The sequence below is a fragment of the Streptosporangium amethystogenes subsp. fukuiense genome (genome assembly GCF_042665875.1).
GTDB classification, from domain to species: domain Bacteria; phylum Actinomycetota; class Actinomycetes; order Streptosporangiales; family Streptosporangiaceae; genus Streptosporangium; species Streptosporangium fukuiense.
Window position 1 is genome coordinate 33484 of the sequence record NZ_JBHTEE010000001.1, and the last position, 20072, is coordinate 53555.

Annotated in this window: 25 protein-coding genes and 2 pseudogenes; 11 read left to right on the plus strand and 16 right to left on the minus strand. The window is 67.4% G+C overall.

Annotation, left to right across the window (positions count from 1 at the left end; genetic code table 11):
- Positions 1–457: 457 nt before the first annotated feature.
- From ACFQVD_RS00150 to ACFQVD_RS00165, 4 genes are all read right to left on the minus strand, one after another.
- Positions 458–1780 (minus strand): hypothetical protein, encoded by a 1323-nt coding sequence (locus ACFQVD_RS00150; protein WP_343961891.1) that lies wholly within the window; start codon positions 1778–1780, stop codon positions 458–460.
- 362 nt (positions 1781–2142) lie between these two features.
- Entirely contained in the window at positions 2143–2439 is a 297-nt protein-coding gene (locus tag ACFQVD_RS00155; RefSeq protein ID WP_343961893.1) for a helix-turn-helix domain-containing protein, read from the minus strand.
- A gap of 25 nt (positions 2440–2464) precedes the next feature.
- Positions 2465–3103: a tyrosine-type recombinase/integrase gene (locus tag ACFQVD_RS00160; RefSeq protein ID WP_343961895.1), complete on the minus strand. Its 639-nt coding sequence runs from the start codon at positions 3101–3103 to the stop codon at positions 2465–2467.
- Positions 3063–3428 carry a hypothetical protein gene (locus ACFQVD_RS00165; protein ID WP_364155002.1) on the minus strand — a complete coding sequence of 122 codons (366 nt, stop codon included), beginning with the start codon at positions 3426–3428 and terminating at the stop codon, positions 3063–3065. The genes ACFQVD_RS00160 and ACFQVD_RS00165 overlap by 41 nt, the downstream gene beginning before the upstream one ends.
- Before the next feature lie 381 nt (positions 3429–3809).
- Here ACFQVD_RS00165 and ACFQVD_RS00170 point away from each other — a divergent pair, with 381 nt between their 5' ends.
- A complete protein-coding gene (locus tag ACFQVD_RS00170) occupies positions 3810–4154 on the plus strand; it encodes an MmcQ/YjbR family DNA-binding protein (protein ID WP_343961899.1) in 345 nt (114 codons plus the stop codon).
- 144 nt (positions 4155–4298) lie between these two features.
- Here ACFQVD_RS00170 and ACFQVD_RS00175 read toward each other — a convergent pair whose 3' ends face one another.
- Positions 4299–4592, minus strand: coding sequence for a hypothetical protein (locus tag ACFQVD_RS00175; RefSeq protein ID WP_343961901.1), 294 nt, complete (start codon positions 4590–4592; stop codon positions 4299–4301).
- 423 nt (positions 4593–5015) lie between these two features.
- Between ACFQVD_RS00175 and ACFQVD_RS00180 the strand changes: the two genes are divergently transcribed.
- A complete protein-coding gene (locus tag ACFQVD_RS00180) occupies positions 5016–5687 on the plus strand; it encodes an enoyl-CoA hydratase-related protein (protein WP_343961903.1) in 672 nt (223 codons plus the stop codon).
- Positions 5688–5799: 112 nt separating this feature from the next.
- On the opposite strand, the gene ACFQVD_RS00185 is transcribed toward ACFQVD_RS00180, so the two are convergent.
- Together ACFQVD_RS00185 and ACFQVD_RS00190 are read right to left on the minus strand one after the other, a co-directional pair.
- Entirely contained in the window at positions 5800–7050 is a 1251-nt protein-coding gene (locus ACFQVD_RS00185; RefSeq protein WP_343961905.1) for an amidohydrolase family protein, read from the minus strand.
- Between the two features lie 224 nt (positions 7051–7274).
- Positions 7275–8249 carry an RNA-guided endonuclease InsQ/TnpB family protein gene (locus tag ACFQVD_RS00190; RefSeq protein WP_343961907.1) on the minus strand — a complete coding sequence of 325 codons (975 nt, stop codon included), beginning with the start codon at positions 8247–8249 and terminating at the stop codon, positions 7275–7277.
- 256 nt (positions 8250–8505) lie between these two features.
- Here ACFQVD_RS00190 and ACFQVD_RS00195 point away from each other — a divergent pair, with 256 nt between their 5' ends.
- A complete protein-coding gene (locus ACFQVD_RS00195) occupies positions 8506–8730 on the plus strand; it encodes a hypothetical protein (RefSeq protein WP_343961909.1) in 225 nt (74 codons plus the stop codon).
- Between the two features lie 155 nt (positions 8731–8885).
- Here ACFQVD_RS00195 and ACFQVD_RS00200 read toward each other — a convergent pair whose 3' ends face one another.
- Complete coding sequence (locus ACFQVD_RS00200; RefSeq protein WP_343961912.1) at positions 8886–9185, minus strand: NIPSNAP family protein; 300 nt, start codon at positions 9183–9185, stop codon at positions 8886–8888.
- A gap of 1052 nt (positions 9186–10237) precedes the next feature.
- On the opposite strand from ACFQVD_RS00200, the gene ACFQVD_RS00205 reads away from it, so the two are divergent.
- A complete protein-coding gene (locus tag ACFQVD_RS00205) occupies positions 10238–10630 on the plus strand; it encodes a DoxX family protein (protein ID WP_343961915.1) in 393 nt (130 codons plus the stop codon).
- A 192-nt stretch (positions 10631–10822) separates the two neighbouring features.
- Here ACFQVD_RS00205 and ACFQVD_RS00210 read toward each other — a convergent pair whose 3' ends face one another.
- Both ACFQVD_RS00210 and ACFQVD_RS00215 read right to left on the minus strand, forming a co-directional pair.
- A complete protein-coding gene (locus ACFQVD_RS00210) occupies positions 10823–12031 on the minus strand; it encodes an alpha/beta fold hydrolase (protein ID WP_343961917.1) in 1209 nt (402 codons plus the stop codon).
- Entirely contained in the window at positions 12031–12381 is a 351-nt protein-coding gene (locus ACFQVD_RS00215) for a hypothetical protein (protein ID WP_343961919.1), read from the minus strand. Before ACFQVD_RS00215 ends, ACFQVD_RS00210 begins: the two co-directional genes overlap by 1 nt.
- A gap of 313 nt (positions 12382–12694) precedes the next feature.
- Here ACFQVD_RS00215 and ACFQVD_RS44825 point away from each other — a divergent pair.
- Together ACFQVD_RS44825 and ACFQVD_RS44830 are read left to right on the plus strand one after the other, a co-directional pair.
- A pseudogene (locus tag ACFQVD_RS44825) lies at positions 12695–13777 on the plus strand (sensor histidine kinase); the annotation flags it as partial.
- Positions 13778–13864: 87 nt separating this feature from the next.
- Positions 13865–14557, plus strand: a complete 693-nt coding sequence (locus tag ACFQVD_RS44830; protein WP_364155752.1) for a response regulator transcription factor — start codon at positions 13865–13867, stop codon at positions 14555–14557.
- On the opposite strand, the gene ACFQVD_RS00225 is transcribed toward ACFQVD_RS44830, so the two are convergent.
- On the minus strand, positions 14532–15134 hold the full coding sequence (locus ACFQVD_RS00225) for an HsdM family class I SAM-dependent methyltransferase (RefSeq protein WP_343962163.1): 603 nt from the start codon (positions 15132–15134) through the stop codon (positions 14532–14534). The two genes, ACFQVD_RS44830 and ACFQVD_RS00225, sit on opposite strands and share 26 nt — an antisense overlap.
- 159 nt (positions 15135–15293) lie before the next feature.
- On the opposite strand from ACFQVD_RS00225, the gene ACFQVD_RS00230 reads away from it, so the two are divergent.
- Together ACFQVD_RS00230 and ACFQVD_RS00235 are read left to right on the plus strand one after the other, a co-directional pair.
- Positions 15294–15755 carry a WD40 repeat domain-containing protein gene (locus ACFQVD_RS00230; protein WP_364155750.1) on the plus strand — a complete coding sequence of 154 codons (462 nt, stop codon included), beginning with the start codon at positions 15294–15296 and terminating at the stop codon, positions 15753–15755.
- A gap of 9 nt (positions 15756–15764) precedes the next feature.
- Positions 15765–16139, plus strand: a complete 375-nt coding sequence (locus ACFQVD_RS00235; protein ID WP_364155767.1) for a WD40 repeat domain-containing protein — start codon at positions 15765–15767, stop codon at positions 16137–16139.
- Here the strand turns inward: ACFQVD_RS00235 and ACFQVD_RS00240 are convergent.
- On the minus strand, positions 16094–16393 hold the full coding sequence (locus ACFQVD_RS00240; protein ID WP_343961923.1) for an NIPSNAP family protein: 300 nt from the start codon (positions 16391–16393) through the stop codon (positions 16094–16096). The two genes, ACFQVD_RS00235 and ACFQVD_RS00240, sit on opposite strands and share 46 nt — an antisense overlap.
- 278 nt (positions 16394–16671) lie before the next feature.
- Here ACFQVD_RS00240 and ACFQVD_RS00245 point away from each other — a divergent pair, with 278 nt between their 5' ends.
- Complete coding sequence (locus ACFQVD_RS00245; protein ID WP_343961925.1) at positions 16672–16920, plus strand: hypothetical protein; 249 nt, start codon at positions 16672–16674, stop codon at positions 16918–16920.
- A 93-nt stretch (positions 16921–17013) separates the two neighbouring features.
- Here the strand turns inward: ACFQVD_RS00245 and ACFQVD_RS00250 are convergent, their stop codons facing one another.
- From ACFQVD_RS00250 to ACFQVD_RS00260, 3 genes are read right to left on the minus strand one after another with little or no spacing between them, the layout of a single operon-like run.
- Positions 17014–17262 (minus strand): DUF397 domain-containing protein, encoded by a 249-nt coding sequence (locus tag ACFQVD_RS00250; RefSeq protein ID WP_343961927.1) that lies wholly within the window; start codon positions 17260–17262, stop codon positions 17014–17016.
- Complete coding sequence (locus tag ACFQVD_RS00255) at positions 17253–17591, minus strand: Scr1 family TA system antitoxin-like transcriptional regulator (RefSeq protein WP_386368338.1); 339 nt, start codon at positions 17589–17591, stop codon at positions 17253–17255. The genes ACFQVD_RS00250 and ACFQVD_RS00255 overlap by 10 nt, the downstream gene beginning before the upstream one ends.
- 29 nt (positions 17592–17620) lie before the next feature.
- Entirely contained in the window at positions 17621–17779 is a 159-nt protein-coding gene (locus ACFQVD_RS00260) for a Scr1 family TA system antitoxin-like transcriptional regulator (protein WP_386368341.1), read from the minus strand.
- A gap of 151 nt (positions 17780–17930) precedes the next feature.
- Between ACFQVD_RS00260 and ACFQVD_RS00265 the strand changes: the two genes are divergently transcribed.
- Positions 17931–18875: a haloalkane dehalogenase gene (locus ACFQVD_RS00265; RefSeq protein WP_343961929.1), complete on the plus strand. Its 945-nt coding sequence runs from the start codon at positions 17931–17933 to the stop codon at positions 18873–18875.
- 71 nt (positions 18876–18946) lie between these two features.
- Here the strand turns inward: ACFQVD_RS00265 and ACFQVD_RS00270 are convergent.
- Positions 18947–19150 (minus strand): annotated as a pseudogene (locus tag ACFQVD_RS00270) (zinc-binding dehydrogenase); the annotation flags it as partial.
- A gap of 106 nt (positions 19151–19256) precedes the next feature.
- Between ACFQVD_RS00270 and ACFQVD_RS00275 the strand changes: the two are divergent.
- Entirely contained in the window at positions 19257–19922 is a 666-nt protein-coding gene (locus ACFQVD_RS00275; protein WP_343961931.1) for a DUF6461 domain-containing protein, read from the plus strand.
- Positions 19923–20072: the final 150 nt, after the last annotated feature.

The following is a 20072-nucleotide window of genomic DNA, read 5'->3' on the forward strand; positions in this document are numbered from 1 at the left end:
CCGGTGCGTGGAGACGCGCACGCCGGGTGCGGCGGGTGGGCCGGGGAAACCCACCGTGAGTAATCACGGCAGGGCGCCCCGGTCCGACCCAACCCGACACCCCGAATGGCGGCGCTCCCCCGAGGTCGCGGGTTCGGCCCGTCCCGACGAGCGCGCCGTCGACGTCGACGCGTGGAAGCGCGCCGCGCAGCTGGTCGACGCCGTCCGCGTGCAGCTGCAGCACACCGCGCCCGGTAACGTCGCCGCCTGGCGGAGCAGTTGCCGGGGCGCGGGCAGGCCAGGGCCAAGTGCGGCGCCGACAGATCGCTTGGTCTGGTAGGCCTAAGCCCCACGCGGCCACGTTCGCACTCGCACATTGGCCCGCGGCGAGGTGCTCGTCGCGCATCCTGACGTGGGCTTCCCAAGACGGTACCGGCGCTGCTGGGTCGTACAGGTCAGGATGTAGCCCAACCGGTGCTTACCGTGCCGGTCCCCCTCGCTCCGTGTAGCGGAGGGCGGCCTCGACGGTGAGGCCGAACAGGTCGCAGATTCTGCGTACGTCACCGGTGGCGATCGCCTCGTCGAGGATGCGATCCTCTCGAATGGCTTGAGGGGATATCCCGATGATCTCATTGATCCACGTATGGCTGACCGGGCCCGTGCGGATGGCGGTGTCGGTGGTGATGAACAGATGAGGGTTGGCGGTGCGTGGCCAGCGCTGGTTGCGGTGATCCAGCCAGGCCACCAGGCGTGTTCGCACCTCGGGTGCCAGAGGGATCACCCGGCCGTCGATGTGCAGCCGGCCATCAAGGAGATCGGTCAGCTGCAGCTGACGCAGCTGACGTGAGCGCAGGGCGTGGAAGGCTTGCAGAGACGCGAGCGCGGCGCGGGCCGGATTGCTGGAGTGGATCGCGGCGCGGAGCGCGTCGAGGTCGACCGGCAGGGGGATGGTGGGCGTCGGTGGGCCAGTCTGAATCCGGGCGGTGGGGTTGGTGAAGACGAGCTTGTGTTCCTTGAGCACCGTGAAGATCGAGCGAATGCCCTGCACAGCACCGACCCGGGGCGACCCACTGGCGGGCAGCACCGCCAGGACGTCGTCTCTGCTGATCTCCCGGAGCGAGGTGTGCTGGTCGGCCCACCGGCGCAGGGCAGGCAGCGCCCTGGAGAGTTTCATCCTGATGGTGCCCTCGCGGCGAGGCCGTCGCCGCGGTGGCTTCGTGCTGCCATGACGCATCACCTCGAACCAGACGCGCAGTTCTTCCTGCATCGGGCCGGGTAAGCCAGCGATCTTCGTGTCGAACCAGTTGACGATCGCTGGAATCCGGTCGTCGTCGAGCATGCCCGCGAGCTCGACGATCTCGATCGTGCGGGCGACCTGGAACGCGCTGGGGACTTGGCCCAGGAGCAGGATGTCGCTGGCCTTGATCCGTGCGCCGGGTGTTTCCTGAAGAGTCAGGACGATGCGCAGGCCGCGGCGGACATTGCGGCAGGTGGCAGGGGTCCAGCCGTACCGTTCGGCGTGCTCGGCGACGAAGTGCTCGAAGGCCTCGGCCAGGGCCACGTCCGGTGGGGACGGAAGGCCGGCGTGAAGACCGGCGGCCAGATCGCGGGGCGGGTCGATCAAGGTGAGCTGGCGGTGGTCGACGGGACGGATCGGCGACAGGCCGGGCTGAGGTGGGCGCGGGGGCGGCGAACGGCGCGTGGTGCTGAGCCGCAGGCGCTGGTCAGCGTTTGCGAGAAAGAGCTGCTGACCGCCCTGGTTGGCCGCCTTCACGGCCAGGGGGATGGCCTTCTTGCGCACCAACGGGGCCTGGCAACGACACAGCCTGCAGATCATCATGGTTGTGTGCAGGTAGGCGACGGACCCACACAATTGGCACGCCCCTTGGCGGGGGTAGGCCTTTCGCCAGGCGCGGCAGGCCAGACAAATCCCGCTGCTGCTCCGTAGCAGGCCCCAGGCGTTGCAGTCTGGGCAGGAGTCGGGAAGTGCCGGTGCCAAGGGGTGGCACCGTTGGCAGAGACCAGCGGTGTAATAGTCCGCAGAGCCACATTTGCGACACGGTGGCGGCGGCCGTCGGTGCACCGGCCGGCAGTCGAAGCAGTACTTCGCCGAGTAGGTACTGACCGGTTTGACCTGGCAACCCGGGCACATCCTCGGCGCGGTCACGCTGGAGGCACTGTTCGGTTACGGCCAAGGCGAGGTGCCACTGGTGAGGCGCCGGTAGCGGTTTCGGCCTGGCGGGGCCGCCGCGCGTGGACCTTCTCCGGCTCGCAGATCAACAGGTCTGTTGGCGCGCATTCCAAGACCGAGCAGATCACGTCCAGATCGTCGAGCCGGATTGTGGTCGGCGTTCCGGTCCACAGCGCCGACATCTTCCCCGCGCTGATCTCCAGTCCTGCTTCGGCGAGCAGGCGCCGAAGTTCGGTCGACTTCCAGATGCCGCGCTCGGCGGCCTTCATCCGCATATTCCAGCGCATGGTGTCGTCACCCTCCCCTGGGGCCGAGCCGGCCGGCGACGCGCTGGTTGGCTGTTGCCCAGGCTCGCTCGATATGGTCGGCGTGGACGTGGATGTACTGGGTCGTGGTCGATAGCCATTCATGGCCAAGGACTTCCTGGATGGCCTTGAGGTCCATGCCCTGCTCGTAAAAGTGCGAGGCGCAGAAATGCCGCAGGACGTGTGGGGTGATCCTGCCGCTCCAGGACGGCAAGAACGCCTGGACCGCAGCCGTCAGCCCGTTTCGCAGGGTGTCGTCGCCGGCTCTCCTGTTGCGGCCAGTATGGGTGTCGCGCCGCTCGCTAGGCAGCAGCGGGGCATCGAGGTCACTCCAGTCGTCGCCGAACTGGTGTCGCACATCGGTCAGCCACCAGTTGATCAAGATGTCCACGGAGTTGATGGCGGGGACGAGCCGGGGCTTGGGCCCGCGGCCGCGGCTTCCCTTACCGAAGCGGACATGAAGCTTGCCGACCTCGCCGAGGTCTGGCCGCCAGTCTCGGATGTCAAGCTTCACCGTCTCGGTGATCCGCAATCCCACCCGGCGCCACAGTGACGCGGCGAAGTAGTCACGAGCAGCGGGAAGGTACTTACGGGCTCCGGGCAGCGACTCCCGCCAGGCGGCGAACATCGCCTCGACCTCGCTGCTGGGTGGCGGGATCCGCGGGGTTCCGTAGTCGGCCTTGGCCGGCCGGTTGAACTCGTCGATGGGGCTGGCAGAGCACGTGCCCGGTCAGGGCGTGCACGTCGCCCTGGTAGCGGATGATCAGGAAGTCGAAGAACTGCGCGATCGTCCAGGCCTTGTGCTGGACGGTGCTCTTGGCCCTGCCGAGCTTCCGCTGAGCTGTCAGAAACCGATCGGCGTCCTCCGGGCCGGCCGTCCATACCGGGCCACTCAGAAACCGGACGAACTCGAAGATCGCCTGCCTATCATCGGTGATCGAATCGTCGCTCATTCCAGCGCAGACGCAAGCCAGTAAGTACTGGTCGACGAGCTCCTGCTCGTAGTCCTCGAAGTCCTGCGAGCTCGTTAGACGCCTAGGAGTAGCCAGTGATCGCACCACACCAAGGCTCATCGGCACACCCCAGCTCACTGCCTCCGACCGGACACCTCAATTGCTGGCAATGCTTCAGGAATCCCGACGGAGCGTCAAGCGGTTCACTACTCTCGGTATGGCACTCCTACCATGGTGTGCAGGCTCAGGCTCAGAACGAACTCGCGGGAGTTCCTACAGATCCCCTGGCGTGAGAGGTACCGGCCGGGCCGGGCCCGCGGTGGCCTTCGAGGGCAGGGTGGTTTCGCGGGGATTGTCGGAGCGTTCTGATAGACGTGGCCCATGGGTGTGAGTGTTGGTGAATTCCTGGAGATGCTCGACAGGCTTCCCGAGGTGCAGCAGAGCGACTCCGGCAGCTGGACCTCGCTGAAGGTCCGAGGCAAGGGTTTCGGCTACCTGTGGGGAGACACGGAGACCGTGGGTCTCAAGGCGACGATCGACGAGCAGATCGCGCTGGTGGCGGAGCGGCCGGAGGTGTTCGAGGTCCAGTTCACCGCGGGCCGGTTCGGCTGGGTCGTGGTGCACCTCGCGAAGATCGATCCGGATGAGCTGTTCGAGCTGGTCACCGAGGCGTGGTGCCTGACGGCCCCCAAGCGGCTGGTCGACGCGCACGAGGCCGGGCGGTAGTCCTGCGACATGCCGGGGGCCGGTTCGTGATCATGTCGTGACGTTCCTCGGCGGAAGTACCGGTCCACACCGGCCCGGGGCGCCGCATGTTCGTGACCCGCGCCGAGGAACGCGGCAGTGCCTCGCGAGCCGCCCGCGGTCCTGTCAGTTGTCGATCCCCGCCCCGCCTCTGTTGCCGGGAGCCCTGTTGTCGCTGATGCCGCCGCCGATGCCGACACCGCCATCGCCACCGCCGATGATGCCGTGGTGACCGCGCCGGGCGCGGCACCTCTCGGGGTGCCTGTGCTCGCGGCAGGGCTTCTGGGCGGAGCCGAGAGTGGGCGAGGCGTTCGAGGCCGCGGTGTCCGCGACGGCGGACGGAGCCGGCGTCGTCATGGGTGCGAGGAGGGCGGAGGCCGTCATCGCACCGGCTACGAGAGCGTTCCTGACCTTGGTCATCACATCTCCTCGCGGGCGGAGATCTCGAACTCCGGCTCTGGCGGAAAGCGCGGCACGGTGTCCGGCGGTGTGCCGGGCCGGCCGGTCGGCACGGCAGGGAACCTGCTCCCACGGTAGGCGAAGGGACCCGAGGTGGTCGGCCACAGGATTTCAAAACCTTGGGGCGGTCCGATGACCCGCCGGTAGCAAACAGGACGCGGAGGGCTTGCCGCCCGGAGTTGATCCTGCGGACAAATGAGTTACTTCGATGTAATATGCGATTCGCCGTAGTTACTCGCTAGTAGCATCGTTGCCGACGCAAGTTCCTGCCGGTCTTCGACGTCAGAAAGGCGCTCATGTTCGGCGGCTCGCTCGTCGTGGGCGCGGCTGCCGATCCCGGCCGGGCCAGGTGTGCATGAGCGACAACCGCGAAAGGAATCAGGCATGCCCACGCTCGACCGCCAGGACGACGTCTTCATCCTCGACATCGGGGACACCGAGAACCGTTTCCACCCCGACTGGATCGCCTCCGTCAACGCCGCGCTGGACGAGGTGGAGAAGGCGGAGGGCCCCCGTGCCCTGGTGACCGTCGCGACCGGCAAGTTCTTCTCCAACGGCCTGGACCTGGACTGGCTGTTCGCCCACGCCGACCTGCACCGGGACTACGTGGTCAGCGTTCACGAGCTCCTGGCACGGGTGCTGACCCTGCCGATGGTCACCGTGGCCGCCCTGCAGGGGCACACCTTCGCGGCCGGCGCGATGTTCTCCCTGGCCCACGACTTCCGGGTGATGCGCGCCGACCGGGGCTACTGGTGCCTGCCGGAAGCCGACATCAACATCCCGTTCACTCCGGGCATGTCCGCGCTGATCCAGGCTCGGCTGGCCCCGCAGACCGCGCACGAGGCGATGACCACCGCGCGCCGCTACGGCGGCCATGACGCCCTGGCCGCCGCCGTCGTCGACCGCGCGGTGGACGAGGACGCCGTGCGGCAGACCGCCATGGAGATCGCTCGCGCCCAGACGGCCAAGGGCGGCCCCACCCTCGGCACCATCAAGGCCCGCATGTACGGGCCCGCCCTGGAGAGGCTGCGGGAGAAGGACAACCCGCTCGGCTGAGCGGTCGAGGTCCAGGCCCGCCTGGCACGGATATCGCCGCCAGGGCGGCGGTTCTCAGCGCTTGTTCACCCGGGCGGGCCTGCGGGGACGGGTCAATGGGCACGCGTGTCCTTCAGCGGGGGACACCGGCTCCGAAGACGGTGTGTCGGGTGGACGAGGCCACGACCCGGCCCGCGACGACGACATGGCGGGGCGGTGCGTGCCGGGTCAGGGCCTCGCGGAGGGTCCGCCCCTCAAGGACGACGAGGTCTGCGGGAGCCCCGGGTTCCAGGCGGTGGGCGGGCAGGCCGACGACCCGGGCGGCGTCGACGGTCACCATGTCGTACAGCCGTTCCAGGGCGGCGTCGGTGCGGGCGTCGAGCAGGTGCGCGGCCAGGAACGCCACCTCCAGGAGGTTGTGCCGCCCGAACGGGTAGTAGGCGTCCTCGACGTCGTCCTGCCCCAGTGCGACCGGAACCCCGGCGCGGGCCAGCTCGAAGACCGGTAGATGGAGCGGTCCCGTGTGCGGGTCGCTGACGAAACCGAGCCCCGCCGCACGACACAGTCCGGCCAGGCGCCGCAGGTACGGCTCGGGATAGAGGGCCATCGCCCGCGCGTGCTGGGCGCTGCCGCGCCCGATCATGTTCCGCTCCAGCAACTCCCGCGCGAGCATCTCGGTCGTCCGCAGCCCCGGGTCTCCGGCGTCGTCGACCAGCATGGCGACGCGCAGCCCGTGCCGCCGTGCGAGATCGACCATGCGCCGTACGTGCTCGGCGGCGTCGGCGTCGGTCCACTCGATCCACGGGATGCCGCCCACCACGTCGGCGCCGAGCCGTACGGCCTCGGCGACCAGTTCCTCGGTGCCGGGCTCGCGGAGCAGGCCGTCCTGCGGGAACGCCACCACCCGCACGTCGACCACGCCGCGGAACTCCTCGCGCAGCGCCAGCAGCGCCTCCACCCCGGTCAGCCCCGCTGCCGGATCGATGTCGGCGAAGGCCTGCACGGCCCGGACGCCGTGCCGCACGGACTCGACCAGTACCGGCCGGGCCCGTTCCAGGACGGCCTCCCGCGTCTGACCGGCCTTGACGGCGGCGGCCGTCTCGATGGCTCCCATCGCGGCCCCCATGGCGCGGCCGGTGTACTCCGACAGTGCGGCGGGGCCGGCCGCGTCGAGGGTGTGTGCCTTGCACAGGTGCAGGTGGGCGTCCACGAACGGCTCGGTGACCAGGGCGCCGTCGGCGTCGATGGTCACATCGGTCGCCGGGCCGAGGTCGGGGTCGTCCTCGGCGACGAGGCTGAGCAGCCCGCCCGTCGCCGCCAGTGACCATCTGCCGGGACGACCGCGGAGGGAGGCGTTGCGGATGAGGAGATCTGGAGTGTCCATGGGAAGCACGGTAGAAGCGCGACCACGAGACCCGTGACGGCCAGACCTGCCAAGCCGCGTACTACGAGCGGCTACCCGGAGTATCCGGCCGTTCACCAAAATCGATCGAAGTCCTGCGGGCTACCTGATCGTACAGTCAGCTTCTCGGTCCTGAAGGGACCGAGCTTGCAGCTCCTCGCCGTGCATGGGGTGCACGGTTCAGGCCGCGTCGTCGGCAGCGTGACTCACTGCCCTGCGACCGATGTTGATCGCAGCGTTGTGGTCGGCGGGGCCGGCGAACCCGCAGCCGAGGCTTTGAAGTCGTCCCGGCTGGGACGGTTGCGCTTGTCGCGGTGCCCGCACCGATGACAGGTGCGGGAGGTGTTACGGGGATCGACCAGACGCACGGGCACACCGGCGATGGCCGCCTTGTAGGTCACGAACGTGCGCAGCTGGTGGAACGCCCACGAGTGCAGGTCGGCACGCCGAGCCTTGTGAACCGTTACCCGCTCGCGGATGCCTTCGAGGTCTTCGAGGGCGATCCCGGTCCGGGTGTCTTTGGCTTTACCGACCAGATGCTTGGAGATGACGTGATTGGTGTTACGGGCGAACCGGGACTCCTTGCGGCGACGCGCCTTGAGAAGCCGCTTGGCGGACTTGGTGCCCTTGGCCTGCAGGCGTGCCCGCAGACGGACGTTGCGCCGCCGGACGGCGCGTACACCCTTGCCGGTATGTGCCTCGCCGGTGGAGTCGGTGGCCAGGTTCACGATGCCAAGATCCACCCCCAGCCACTCGTCCGGCTCATCGCCCCGCGGTGCTTCGGGAACGTCGATGACGACGGCGAGGAAGAACATGCCGTCGCGGTAGAGGAGATCGGCCTGTCCCCGCACGGTGGCCCCGCCGGTCGTCGACCAACGGCCCTGGTAGACGACGGGGACGATGATGCGGCCGGTGAGGGTGAGGACGCTGACCGCCTCGCGGCCTTTCCAGGTGAGAATCCGCTGGTCGTAGGCGACCGCATCCAGTTCGCGGAACACCGGCCTGATCTTCTTGTCCCGCCTGTAGGCCTCGCATGCCTTGGCGATCGACCGGATGGCCATCTGCGCCGACAGGCCGAACCCGGCCCGCAGGTCGGCGTACACCAGCTTCTGCACAGCGATCTTGCCGGCGGTGTGGTGCTCAACGCCACCTCGGCGGCCCGGTTGGCGGCGGCGTTGCATGCCCGCATCGTCGCCGCCAGCGCCTCGCGCTGCTCAGCGCTCGGGGCGAGCTTCAGCATCTCCGTCACCAGCACGCAATGAGCATGACATTCAGTGCTTCTTCTGTTCCGTGTTTCCGCTACACAACTCAGAAAGAAGCCGATCGACATGACCGACCGGTCAGGGCACACTCGGGCCTGGGCGGCCCTCCCGCCCCCGTTTCCTCCCCTGCCTGAAGGCCGGAGCATCCTCGGGAGGTTCCGGTGAAGATATGGGTATGTTGACTGTTGAGATCGACTCAGACACAGAGAAGATCCTCCTCGAACTGACTTCCGAGGGCAGGTCCACCACCGATGTGATCCGCGAGGCGATCCGTATCGCAGGACGACTGCGCTGGCTGGAACAGGCCCGTGCCGATGCGGAGAGACTGGCCAACGATCCGGATGATCTGGCTGAGATCCGGGAGATCCAGCGCGAGTTCGGTGATTCGGATGCGTGGTGATGTCTACCGGATGCGTGCTGCTCGCGACACGGTCGGCCATGAACAACGCGGCGAACGTTTCGCAGTGGTGCTGCAATTGCCGGGAAATGTAGCGGATCGCTCACTTGTTCCGGAGTGGCAGATACGCCTCACATAGTGGGCGGTGAAGTTATCTGTCAGTAGGCGGGGGTCACCTCGCGGATCACCCGGCCCGCCAGGTAGAGCAGGGGCTCCACGCCCGATTCGAGACGGTTGAGAGAGTCCCAGTACTGCTGGTTCCGCTCCTTGAAGCTTTCCGGGCCGTCGTACGAGAGGACCACGATGAACTGGTTCCGCTCGTGATCCACCCAGGCGCCATGGATCTCGAACCCGAACTCACGGCGGAGCGGCGCGACCTTCGATCGCCACTTCTCCACCCATTCCTCCATCAGGCCCTCCTGGATCGTGTAGGTGCGATGCTGAAAGGTCCTGGCCATGTCGTCGCCTTCCGTGTCGGGTCGGATACGGGCCGCCTGCGATGAAGATCGTACGACTACCGGGCCGGATCACACGCTTGGCCACTCCGGCCTGGCCCGGACTCGATGCGAGGTCAGGAGCGATGAAGGCCGGGCCCGAGCGTGCGGGCTGATGTGGGACAAGGTTCGTTCTCAAGGGCCGGGCGAGTACCTGAAAGGATTGCGCTCGCGAGATCCGTGACGGGCGGACCCGCCGGGTCGACTGCCATGGAGCGACTTCCCGCGGCCTCGGGTGAGCCTTCGAAGTCCGAATCTTTGTCCCTTCGGGAAGGTGCTCCCGAATGAGTCCGTTCGTGTTCTTGTTGGTTCCGCGATCCCATGCCGCAACCGTGACACCGCCGCCAGTTTAAGACAGCCCGTCTAACCTCCGATCTTTTGGGTGCTGGCTTCCCACTTCGGCGCGTCTTTGCGCCGCGTGAGCACGATACGTTTCACGGCCACCGTTGTGGAGGATTTCCCGGCATACCATCGACTCGCTCCGGTCGATGTGCCGCGCTGTCTACTTGTTCGAGGGATTGAGGGCCGGGCATCGCGGGATCTTTTCGCGATCTTCCAATGTCAATGGACGTCGCTGTTCCCTCACGGACCACTCCTCGGCGATCGGCCGGTCGAGGCTCCCAGAAGAAGTGGCCTGATGTCTCAGCAGGTTTGACGGGTTCCGCTGTGACTGCATCGGCCGACCGTCATACGGACGCTTCGCCCTTTCTGTCCCCGGCCGGAGGGCAGACGCTCACATGCCGCTTGAACCGCACGGATGTAGTTTTCGGCAGGCAGGGCCGTCGGCCGGCATCGACCGTAGGAACCGCTGGAACATGGCCGAACGCGCTGGACGGCTCGGCCTCCGCGAGCGCCGGTCGGCCGCGGTCGGATCGATCAAGAATCGAGAAGCGCGGACCAAAAAGCTCGCGATAGCTTGACGAATGCGCCGCATCAAGACAAGCGAAACGCCTGTCCGAGCACGAGCGGCAGCGTATGTGGCCATGGAGATCAAGTCGACAAGGAGTTAATGCGATATGGCGAACAAGTATAAGATCATATACTGGTTTTCCACTCTTGGGCTCGCATCGGGATTGGTCGGTTCCGGGGTTCAGCAATTGTTGAGGACGGAAGGCGAAGGGGCGCTGGCGCCGCCCTACGCGTGGGGCATCGTGGAGCTGGGATACCCTACCTATATTCTGACGGTGCTTGGCCTGTGGAAACTCTTGGGGGTGGCGGCGATTCTTCTCCCTAAATATCCGCTACTCAAGGAGTGGGCGTATGCGGGCCTCTTCTTCCTGTTCACGGGAGGGATGTTCTCGCATATCGCCTCAGGTGATGCCTGGTATCAGCTACTTCCGGCGCTCTTTCTTTTAGCGCTCACGATAGCGTCATGGTATTTCAGGCCAGTAGACAGAAGGCTGGCTTGAGGAGCCCGTCGGGCCGCCGGCGCCGGGACCAAGTATGGTCCCGGCGCCGGCGGCCTCGCGTAATCAGGTGCCGCCTATTCGATGCAACTGAATCTGGCGGCTGTCACAGCGTGTGGTCTTCGCCTGGGACAGGGGCTGTCCAGTCAACGGCCGGCCGTTCGGTCCGGCGGACCGTTCTCTACGCCCATCCGGTCAGGCTGATGGCTGGATGCCCCGGCAGTGACCGTTGCTGAGGCGGCCCGTCTCGAAGTAGGTGGCAACTTTGGCACCGCACGTGGGATCCATCAGGGCCGATCCGTGGACGTCGTCGTCGACGGTCAGCACCGCGCCGCCGATGATCTGCTGCATGCGGGTCGTCCACTCGTAGGGGGACATGCTCTCGTAGCGGTGGCCGGACAGCTGCAACGACGTTCCGCTGTCGCGGACCTGGGTCGTGGTCACCGGCAGGGTCCAGCCTGCGCACCCGGCCACGGCGGAGAACTTGCCGAAGTCGCCGGTGAGAGGGTGGTTCTTGAGCCGCTGCTGCCACGCGGACCACGCTGAGGCGAAGTCGCGCGGGCCGGTGTCCTCATTGCAGAAGGTGGCGCGGTTCATGGTCTGGTTGAAGTCCTCCGGCGCGCCCGGAGGGATGTCGATCGGCTTGCCGGAGTAGATCTGCTTGAGTTCGTGCGGGGCGGTTGTACCCGTGACGTCCCGCAGCCCGCTCAACGCCTTGGCGGTCAGCGGCCAGTCTGGGCCGGTTTGCGCGCACAGCATGCCGACCGTCGCGCCGGCGACGGGGAAGTCGAGGTCGGTGAAGGTCCTGGGCTTGGCGTCGTAGTCGCGCCGCAGCGCCAGCAGCGCGGCCTCGGCCTTCTTACGGCTGGTGCCAAAGCCGTAGGTCTTGTCGCGCTTGGCCATCCAGCCCGCCATGCGTGAGCAGTTGCGCGCGGTGGCCTCGGCGCGCCCCTTTTCGAAGGCGAGGGTGCTGAAGTGCGGGATGGCGACGCTGTCCAGCCACATGCGGCCCACCGTGTCGGGGAACTCGCTGCGGTAGACGGCGCCCAGCCAGGTGCCCCAGGACAGGGCCAGGAAGCCGATTTTCCGTTCACCCAGCCCGGCCCGGATGCGATCCAGGTCCCTGGCGATGTTGACTGTGGTGAGCCCGCCCAGGAAGGCCGGGTCGAAGCTTGAGCAGGCGCGGTTGCCGCGCACCTGATCGTCGTAGATCTGCCTGGCTTCGCTCTCCGTCAGCGCCCCCGGCCCGCGCTTGTTGCCCTTGCCGTGACCCGCGCCGCTGTCCGGCTCGGGGCAGTCGACCTTGGTGCTGTATCCGACGCCTCGCGGGTCGAATCCGATCAGGTCATGGCGCTGGTTCAACCGCGCGTTCGCCGCGTTCATCATCACGTGGTCGATCGGCATCAGATAGCCGGCCCCCCGGGGCCGCCGGAGTTGACCGCCACACTGCCCAGCCTGTTCGCCTTGTCGGCGGCCTTTAGCCGGGTCACCGCGATGGTGATCTGCCTGCCGCCAGGCCTGCGGTAGTCCAAGGGGACCTTGAGGGTCCCGCAATCGGTGCGTGCCATCAGCGTGCGGAACTCCGCCATCCGGTCGCCCTCGATCCCGCGTGCGCGCAGGACAGCCTCAGAGTAGGAGGGGCACCGTTTCCAGTTGATCGAGGGCGTGGGGGCGGCGGACGCGGGGGCCGGCGTCGCCATCGCCATCAGGGCCGCCGCCGTCCACACGCCGAGAAGAGATCTACGTCCAGTCATTTGCTCAGCCTCTGGGCGGGCGAGCTGCGCGTGCGTCTGTCTACGGGCCCGTTCCGTGCGGTGGGGACGTCTGTCTCTGGTCGCAGGCGGATGTGACTTCAGGCTGATCCGGTGGCGGCTGGCCGTGCCGTACTCTGAGCTGTCATGGGGCGCGGCGCGACGGACACCCTCAGGACATGGTGGAGCAGGCCGGGCGTGAGGGATACCGCCCTGGCCTTCACGCTGCTGGCGATCTGCGTGCTGCTGAACGATCCGAACACGATGGTTCGCAAGTACACCGGCAGCCTGTTCGCTGTGACGTGGCCCGCCTGAGTTGTGGGTCTGGTGGGGCGCCACGCTGATCGCCGTGGTGGGCGTGGCGCTGCGTCGCCGGCCTGTGCCCATGCTGGCACTCTGCGCGGTGTCCGCCGGGGTGCACCTGGCGCTGGTGGTGCCCTTGGTGGTCGTCGACCTGGCGACGCCGATCCTGCTGTACACGGTCGCCTCCGACACTCACCGCAAGGTCTCCCTGTTCATGCTGACCGGGCTGCTGGTGATCGTGACCTGCTGGAGCACGTTCGGCGCGCTGAGCGCCCGGCCGGCCGGTGGGCTTCCCGGAGCGCTCAAGACCATCACCACGGTGGAGGCGGATCCTGGCGCGGCCCCGACGGATCCGGTGACCCTGAACATCGAGCGGAAATCCGGCGCGGGCCCGGCGAGCGGCCTGCTCGTCATCGCCTCCGTCCTGGTCGCGGCGTGGGCGATCGGATCCAGTTCGCGCAACCGCAGGTCCTATCTTCAGCAGCTTCGCGCCAGGGCCGCGGACCTGGACAGGGAACGCGATCAGCGGGCGGAGATGGCGGTGGCCGCCGAACGAAGTAGGATCACCCGCGAGTTGCACGACGTGGTGGCGCACGGCCTGTCGGTGATGGTCGTCCAGGCTCAGGGCGGCGAGGCCGCGCTCGACAACCGGCCGGACGACACCCGCAGCGCGCTCCAGGCGGTCATTACGACCGGCCGGGCGTCCCTGGCGGACATGCGCCGGGTGCTCACCACGACCGGGCAGCTCGGTGCCTCCCTGCACCCCGAGCCTGGGCTCGCCCAGCTGCCCCGGCTGATCGACCGGGTCAACGAGGCCGCCACCTCGGTCACCCTGCGCATCGAGGGCGGTCCCACGTCGCTGCCGCCCGCCGTGGACCTGTCGGCCTACCGCATTGTGCAGGAGGCGCTGACCAATACCATGAAGCACGCCGGTCGGCAGGCCCGGGCGCGAGTGCTGGTGTCCTACCGCGAGTCGAGCGTGCAGCTGGAGATCAGCGACGACGGCCGCGACGGCACGGGGAACGACGGTGCCGGGAACGACGGTGCCGGGCAGGGCCTGCGAGGCATGCGTGAACGGGTGGAGACACTGGGCGGAGACACTGGGCGGAGACCTCTTCGCCGGTCCGGGAAGCCGAGGTGGGTTCATCGTGCGAGCCAGACTGCCGTTCGACGGGGCAGCCAGGTGATCCGCGTCCTGCTGGCCGACGACCAGGCCCTGGTCAGGACCGGTTTCAGGATGATCTTGGAGAACGCGCCCGACATGGAGGTCGTCGGCGAGGCCGGTGACGGAGCGCAAGCGGCGCTGCTGGCTGATCAGAGCAGGCCTGACGTCGTGCTGATGGACGTGCGGATGCCCGAGGTCGACGGGGTCGAGGCCACCCGCCGGATACGCCGCGGCCCTGACGCGCCTCGGGTGCTGATACTCACGACCTTCGACCTCGACGAATACGTCTACGCGGCGTTGCGGTCAGGGGCGAGCGGGTTCCTGCTGAAGGACACGCTCGCCGCCGACCTGCTCTCGGCGATCCGGGTCGTGGCACGCGGGGAGGCCATTGTGGCGCCGACCGTGACTCGCCGCCTGCTCGAACGGTTCATTGGAACAGGCGAGGGACCCCCGCCGGGCTCCGCCACCGAACTGGACATCCTGACCGACCGCGAACGAGAGGTGCTCGACCTTATCGCCACCGGCAGGTCCAACACCGAGATCGCCGGCCATCTGTTTCTCTCCGAGGGCACCGTCAAGACCCACGTCAGCCGGGTGCTGGCCAAACTTGGGCTTCGCGACCGTGTCCAGGCCGTGGTCCTCGCCTACGAGTGCGGCCTGATCCGCCCGGGGGAGGCAAACCTGATCAGAGGGGAAAGACCACCCCGCTGACGACCTTTCCGACGGCCGGTACCAGCTCCGCGGTGCGGCGGAGGAGGTCGGCCACCCGGTTCCGCTGCCCGGTGACGCGCTCGGGCGACAGGTCCGCGGGCGGCGGCGCGAGGTATCGGGCGGGGGTGAGGTCGACGTCGTCGTCGAGCAGTTCGACGCCGGGCTCGTCGGCGTCCGCGCCGGCCTCGAAGCGTTCCCAGGCATCCGCGGCGACCCGCGCGAAGTCCTCGGGGCGGTCGGAGGTGTCGACCATCAGGACATGGCCGGGCGTACCGGAGTCCTGCGGTCTGCGCAGCACCCACAGGGTCAGGGCGACCGCCATGTTGGGGATGCTGCCGAGCGGGAGTGTGATCACCGCGCTGAGCGCCCCCCGGCGGATCAGCTGGGCGCGGATGCGGCGCCCTGACCTGCGGCCGGCGACGGCGGGCGGCATGAGTACGACGGCGGTGCCGCCGGGTTTCAGGTGGGAGAGGGCGTGCTGGATCCAGGCGAGCTCCGACTCCATCCGGGGCGGCAGGCCGTACTCCCAGCGGGGGTCGGCGGTCAGCTCCTCGTACCCCCAGGCGCGGCAGAAGATCGGCTTACCCCATCGGGCTCGACGTCAACGGCTGGGGCCCTGCGGAGGTCGTCTGGGGCGGCGACACCTGCGACCCCGCGGAGAAGGGCCTGTTCACGCATGTCCAGAATGTGATCATCCGGAACCTCTCGCTCAGAAACTCCCCGGACGACTCGGTCAATGCGCAGTGCCGTGGGAAAGGCCCGTCATGTTCCCCGCCGGCCTTCGGTGATCGCTTGCCGAGGTTTTCGCAGGAGGATTCAGCGAGCGATCTGTCCGGAATCTCTGGAGTACCTCAAGTGTGTCGCCTGGTCACATGACGGGACGAGGCTGGTCACCGACGGTCACGACCGGGTCATTCGCGTCTGGGACGCGGCCGACGGACGACAACTCACCACCCTGACCGCTCACCAGGACTGGGTCATCTCGCTTGCCTGGTCCCCGACGCAACAAATGCTGGCCTCCACCTCCGACGACCGCACTGCCCGCATCTGGAACATTGCCGCCGGAGAGCAGCACACGGTTCTGCGCGGACATGACGGCTGGGTCGACTGCGTCTCCTGGTCCGCTGATGGGACCAGTGTGGTCACAGGTTCGGCGGACCGAACCGCCCGCATCTGGGACGTCGCCTCCGGCAGGTAGACAGGTGTCCTGTACGGCCATGAAAGCCGCGTCCATGCGGTTGCCTGGTCGCCGGACGGCACCCGGATAGCCACCGGATCCGATGACTGCACCGTACGGGTCTGGGATGCCGAGCGCTGTGAGGAGATCACCATCGCCGGTGTCCATCGCGGAAAGATCAGCTCTATCGCCTGGTCCGCTGACGGGCAGGAGTTGCTCACCGCGTCGTTCGATGGCACGGCGCGAATCTGGCAGGCCGAGCCGGACCTGGACCGGCTACAAGCCCTGGCACGAGGCCGCGTCTACCGGAGCCTGACGGTGGAAGAACAACGCGGTCACATGCTGCCCCTCACCGACGGTCAGGAGACGGCGGTCACCTCGCGAACCACCCGGTCCACCAGGTAGAGCGACGGATCCAAGCCCATTTCGGCGCGCTTGGGAGAGTCCCAGTACCGCTGGTTCCGTTCCTGGAAGCTCTCGGATCCGTCGTACGAGAGCACCCAGATGAACTGGCTGCGCTCATGGTCCAGCCAGGCGCCGTGGATCTCGAACCCGAACTCACGGCGGAGCGGCACGATCTGCGATCGCCATTTCTCCGCCCACTCCTCCAGCAGGCCCTCCTGGATCGTGTAGACGCGATGCTGAACGGTCCCGGCCATGTCATCGCCTTTCATCTCGGGGTGAACGTGGGGCCACAGTGCGCTGAAGATCGTATGGCTGTCGAGGCCGCCGTGAGGATGGATCAGGAGATGGCTGAGCCGGTCGAAGACAGGCGGTGGCGCTTCGACCAGGGATGTGTGTTGATCGCGCTGTCCACCCCTCGCGCGATGGGACCTGGCTGACGCTTGGCCTTGCCGACGCTTAGGACTTGATGATTCCCAAGGCTGATTGGGGCGTCGTCCTGCGGGATGGGTCACCCTGTGGCGAGGATGTGGGCATGTTGACTGTTGAGATCTACTCGGACACGGAGTGGATCCTCTCCGAGCTGACCTCCGACGACAGGTCCGCCGCCGATGTGATCGGCGAGGCGATCCGCCTCGCGGCAGGGCTCCGCAGGGCGGAGCGGGACCGTGTTCGCTGGATGGAGCAGGCCAGCGCCGATGCCCAGCGACTGGCAGACGACCCCGCCGACAGGGCCGAGATAGAAGCGATCATGAGAGACATGGAGAACTTGCGCTTCCGGTGACAAATGAAGAGGTGGGGAGAGGACCTATCGCCCTCGCCGTGCTCTCACGGCGCACTGCCGGATTACAGCGAGGGGGATGGTGACACCGAGGTCTCAGGTTCGGCGGGGTAGGTCGAAGTCGTCGGCCTTGATGCCGTTGATGAAGGTGGTCCATTCGGCGGGGGTGAAGAAGAGGTTGGGGCCGTGCGGGTTTTTGGAATCGCGTACGGCGATCAGCTGGGGGTGTCCGGGTTTGTGGGCGGGGCCTTCGGTGAGGTTTTCGAGCTCCGCGACCTCGACACAGTTTCCGCCGTTGTTGCCGCTGAGGCTTGACTTGCGCCACCGTGCCTTGCTCAGGTCCATTTCTCCTCCGCCGTTCTCTTAATGAGGTCCGTCGACATGTTCGGCGGCAGGGCCTGGATGCGAATGGCCTCGAACCGCTGGACGGCCATTGTGATGTCGTCCCGGTGGCCGGTCGTCAGTCCGCGAATGGCCGTTTCCAAATACGCTACCTCGCCGCCGTCTTCCAGGGGCGCGATCGCGAATCCGGCCAGCAGGCCGGAACGGACGTGACCGGAGGGAACGACCTGCACGCTGATTCGCGGGCAGGCGATAGCGGCGATGTGCTCCAGTTGGGCACGCATGACATCGGGACCTCCCACCAGCAGGTTGAGGACCGTCTCGCTGATCACGCAGCGGAGGGTCGGCGGGTTCTCGCGGGTCAGAATGCTCTGACGCCCCAGGCGGGCCGCGACGCCTCGTCATCGCCCAGCAGGGCGTATGCGTACGCCTCGGTCTGGAGCAGTCCGGGGACCATCAGTGGCTCGTAGGTCCGGAGCGTGACGGCGACAACCCGTACGGCAAGTCGGTCTGGTTCCAACTGGCGGCCTGGCCGTAGGGGTGGGGGCCGGCCTCGTCGTTGACGACGTTCCTTGCCTGTTCGGGCACGGGTCTCGCCTCCGGGCGTGATGCCGGCGCCCTGATGATTGTCTCAATGATGGTTGTATCAGAATTGGTTGGGAAGTTGACAGTTGGAAACATGTGGATTTAGAGTCCTGGCACACAACTCATCGAAGGACATAACGATCATGCGTACTGTCGCCGTCATGGACTCCCACCTCGCCTACACGGAGGCCGGGGAGGGGGAGTCGTCGGTGGTGTTCCTGCACGGCAGCCCCACCTCGTCCTACATCTGGCGCAATGTCATCCCGCACGTCGCCGATCGCGCCAGGATCCTGGCCCCGGACCTGATCGGGATGGGCGCCTCAGGAAAACCCGACATCGGCTACCGCTTCGCCGACCATGCCCGCTACCTGGACGCGTGGTTCGAGGCCATGGGGTTGGAGGAGGTCGTCCTGGTCGGACACGACTGGGGCGGCGCACTGGCCATGGACCGCGCCGCCCGCCACCCCGGCCTGGTGCGCGGCGTCGCCCTCCTGGAGACGTTCCTGCGGCCGCAGATGTGGGCGGAACTGCCGCAGGAGGTGATCGACCATTCCCAGGCGCTGCGCACCCCCGGGCTCGGCGAGCGGCTGCTGCTGGAGGAGAACGCCGCCATCGAGTACGCCCTGCCCCACCCCTTCGCCATCAAGAAGGGACTCAGCCCGCACGACCACGACGTCTACCGGGCGCCCTACCGCGAGCCGGCGTCGCGCCGTCCGCTCCTGCAGTGGCCGCGCGAGATCCCCTACGACCGTGAACCGGCCGATGTGGCCGAACGCATGGACGCCTACGGCGCATGGCTCGCCACCAGCCCGGAGGTGCCCAAACTGCTCCTCACGGTCGAGGAAGGCGTTGGTATCGCCTCCCCGGAGATGGTGGACTGGGCCCGCCGGAACATCGCCGCCCTCGAAATCGAAGGCATCGGGCCCGCCGGACACCAGGCCCCTGAGGACCAGCCGCACGCCATCGGGCAGGCCATCGCCGGCTGGCTGAACCGGCACCACCTCCTCTCGCCGGCTCGGGCGAACGCTTGATCCATGTGTCGGTTTCCGAGGTCGAGTACACGAATGGCCGAAGTGATCTGCACGCCCCATGCCGCGTGTGGTCAGTTCACCAGCACGATCTTCCCGCGGGCGTGACGGCTCTCGCTCAGCTCGTGCGCGGCGGTGGTCTCGGCGAGCGGGAACGCCGCCGCGACCGGCACCCGTAGCCGGCCCTGCCCGGCGAGCTCGACCACGATGCCGAGGCCGTGCACCGCCAGCGGATCGGCGGCTCCAACGGCCGCCGCCGTGTCACCGGCCGGCACGCCGCGCAAGAGCCCGCCCACTCCCCGGATCGGCACGGGTGGTCACGCTGTCCCGTCCTCCGCGAAGATCTTCCTCGCCCCACTCGGCAATGACGAAAGAGACCATCACGTGGATGACGGACGGCCCGCGGCCGATGAGGTGTACAGGCACTATCGGCGGCTTGTCGGCGAGCCCGTACCACCTGCACTGGATGTGGCGTTGTGCTGGACGGTCGTCGTCCCCAACGCCGGCGCGGTGCCTCTCACCGTGGAGGACATCGGTACCCGATTGAGCAGGGGCGCCGGGCACGAGGTCCACGAAGCGGCCGGCCTTGACGTCGTCGACCTTCCCGACTACCGCCTGAATCCGCCTCCGGTGGCCGTGGACCGGGCCGGGTCGGCGATCGTCTTGTACGGACTCGACCATCTCGGGGTGCCTCCGGCGGTGACTCGGCCCCTGAGCACAAATGCCCGCGTCTACAACGCCTGGTGGAACGTCAACTCCGTGAACTACCTGTCCCTCGCCGTCGACGGCGAGGTTCTCCTGTCGATCGACGGGCTGTTCCCTGGACGCCCTGAGGACCACCCGAACCTGGCATGGTGGCCGGAATTGACGGCGATCAGCGGGTTCTTCCTCGACTACGAGGACACCGCCTGGATCGGGAGAGACGACAACTGGGACTGGAAGGCGGGCTTCTTGACGGGCATCGAGCTGGCTACCGGGGTGCGGCTGGACCGCAGATGGTTGAATGCGGAACATCCCTACCTGACCTTCTCAGGCCCTGTTACGTACTGAACGCCCAAAGTCATCCAGAGACCCATCGGCTTACGCACACCCCTTCGCTGGATGTGACCTGCGATTGGGTATCTCCCCGACCTAGGAGAATGGCGAGATGCCCCAGCCATCGACCTCGCTTTCAGCCCGGTGGCCGGTCGTGCCCTCCAG

Coding starts and splice junctions, on each gene's coding strand:
- ACFQVD_RS00160 (WP_343961895.1), bottom strand. CDS start 3,103: ATGTTCGCCGCCTGGCGGGAGTCGCTGCCCGGAGCCCGTAAGTACCTT.
- ACFQVD_RS00250 (WP_343961927.1), bottom strand. CDS start 17,262: ATGGACCTGAGCAAGGCACGGTGGCGCAAGTCAAGCCTCAGCGGCAAC.
- ACFQVD_RS00240 (WP_343961923.1), bottom strand. CDS start 16,393: ATGGCCGGGACCGTTCAGCATCGCGTCTACACGATCCAGGAGGGCCTG.
- ACFQVD_RS00165 (WP_364155002.1), bottom strand. CDS start 3,428: ATGAGCGACGATTCGATCACCGATGATAGGCAGGCGATCTTCGAGTTC.
- ACFQVD_RS00245 (WP_343961925.1), top strand. CDS start 16,672: ATGTTGACTGTTGAGATCTACTCGGACACGGAGTGGATCCTCTCCGAG.
- ACFQVD_RS00205 (WP_343961915.1), top strand. CDS start 10,238: ATGGCGAACAAGTATAAGATCATATACTGGTTTTCCACTCTTGGGCTC.
- ACFQVD_RS00180 (WP_343961903.1), top strand. CDS start 5,016: ATGCCCACGCTCGACCGCCAGGACGACGTCTTCATCCTCGACATCGGG.
- ACFQVD_RS00215 (WP_343961919.1), bottom strand. CDS start 12,381: ATGACTGGACGTAGATCTCTTCTCGGCGTGTGGACGGCGGCGGCCCTG.
- ACFQVD_RS00170 (WP_343961899.1), top strand. CDS start 3,810: ATGGGTGTGAGTGTTGGTGAATTCCTGGAGATGCTCGACAGGCTTCCC.
- ACFQVD_RS00230 (WP_364155750.1), top strand. CDS start 15,294: ATGCGCAGTGCCGTGGGAAAGGCCCGTCATGTTCCCCGCCGGCCTTCG.
- ACFQVD_RS00195 (WP_343961909.1), top strand. CDS start 8,506: ATGTTGACTGTTGAGATCGACTCAGACACAGAGAAGATCCTCCTCGAA.
- ACFQVD_RS00210 (WP_343961917.1), bottom strand. CDS start 12,031: ATGCCGATCGACCACGTGATGATGAACGCGGCGAACGCGCGGTTGAAC.
- ACFQVD_RS00175 (WP_343961901.1), bottom strand. CDS start 4,592: ATGACCAAGGTCAGGAACGCTCTCGTAGCCGGTGCGATGACGGCCTCC.
- ACFQVD_RS00190 (WP_343961907.1), bottom strand. CDS start 8,249: ATGCAACGCCGCCGCCAACCGGGCCGCCGAGGTGGCGTTGAGCACCAC.
- ACFQVD_RS00155 (WP_343961893.1), bottom strand. CDS start 2,439: ATGAAGGCCGCCGAGCGCGGCATCTGGAAGTCGACCGAACTTCGGCGC.
- ACFQVD_RS00185 (WP_343961905.1), bottom strand. CDS start 7,050: ATGGACACTCCAGATCTCCTCATCCGCAACGCCTCCCTCCGCGGTCGT.
- ACFQVD_RS00200 (WP_343961912.1), bottom strand. CDS start 9,185: ATGGCCAGGACCTTTCAGCATCGCACCTACACGATCCAGGAGGGCCTG.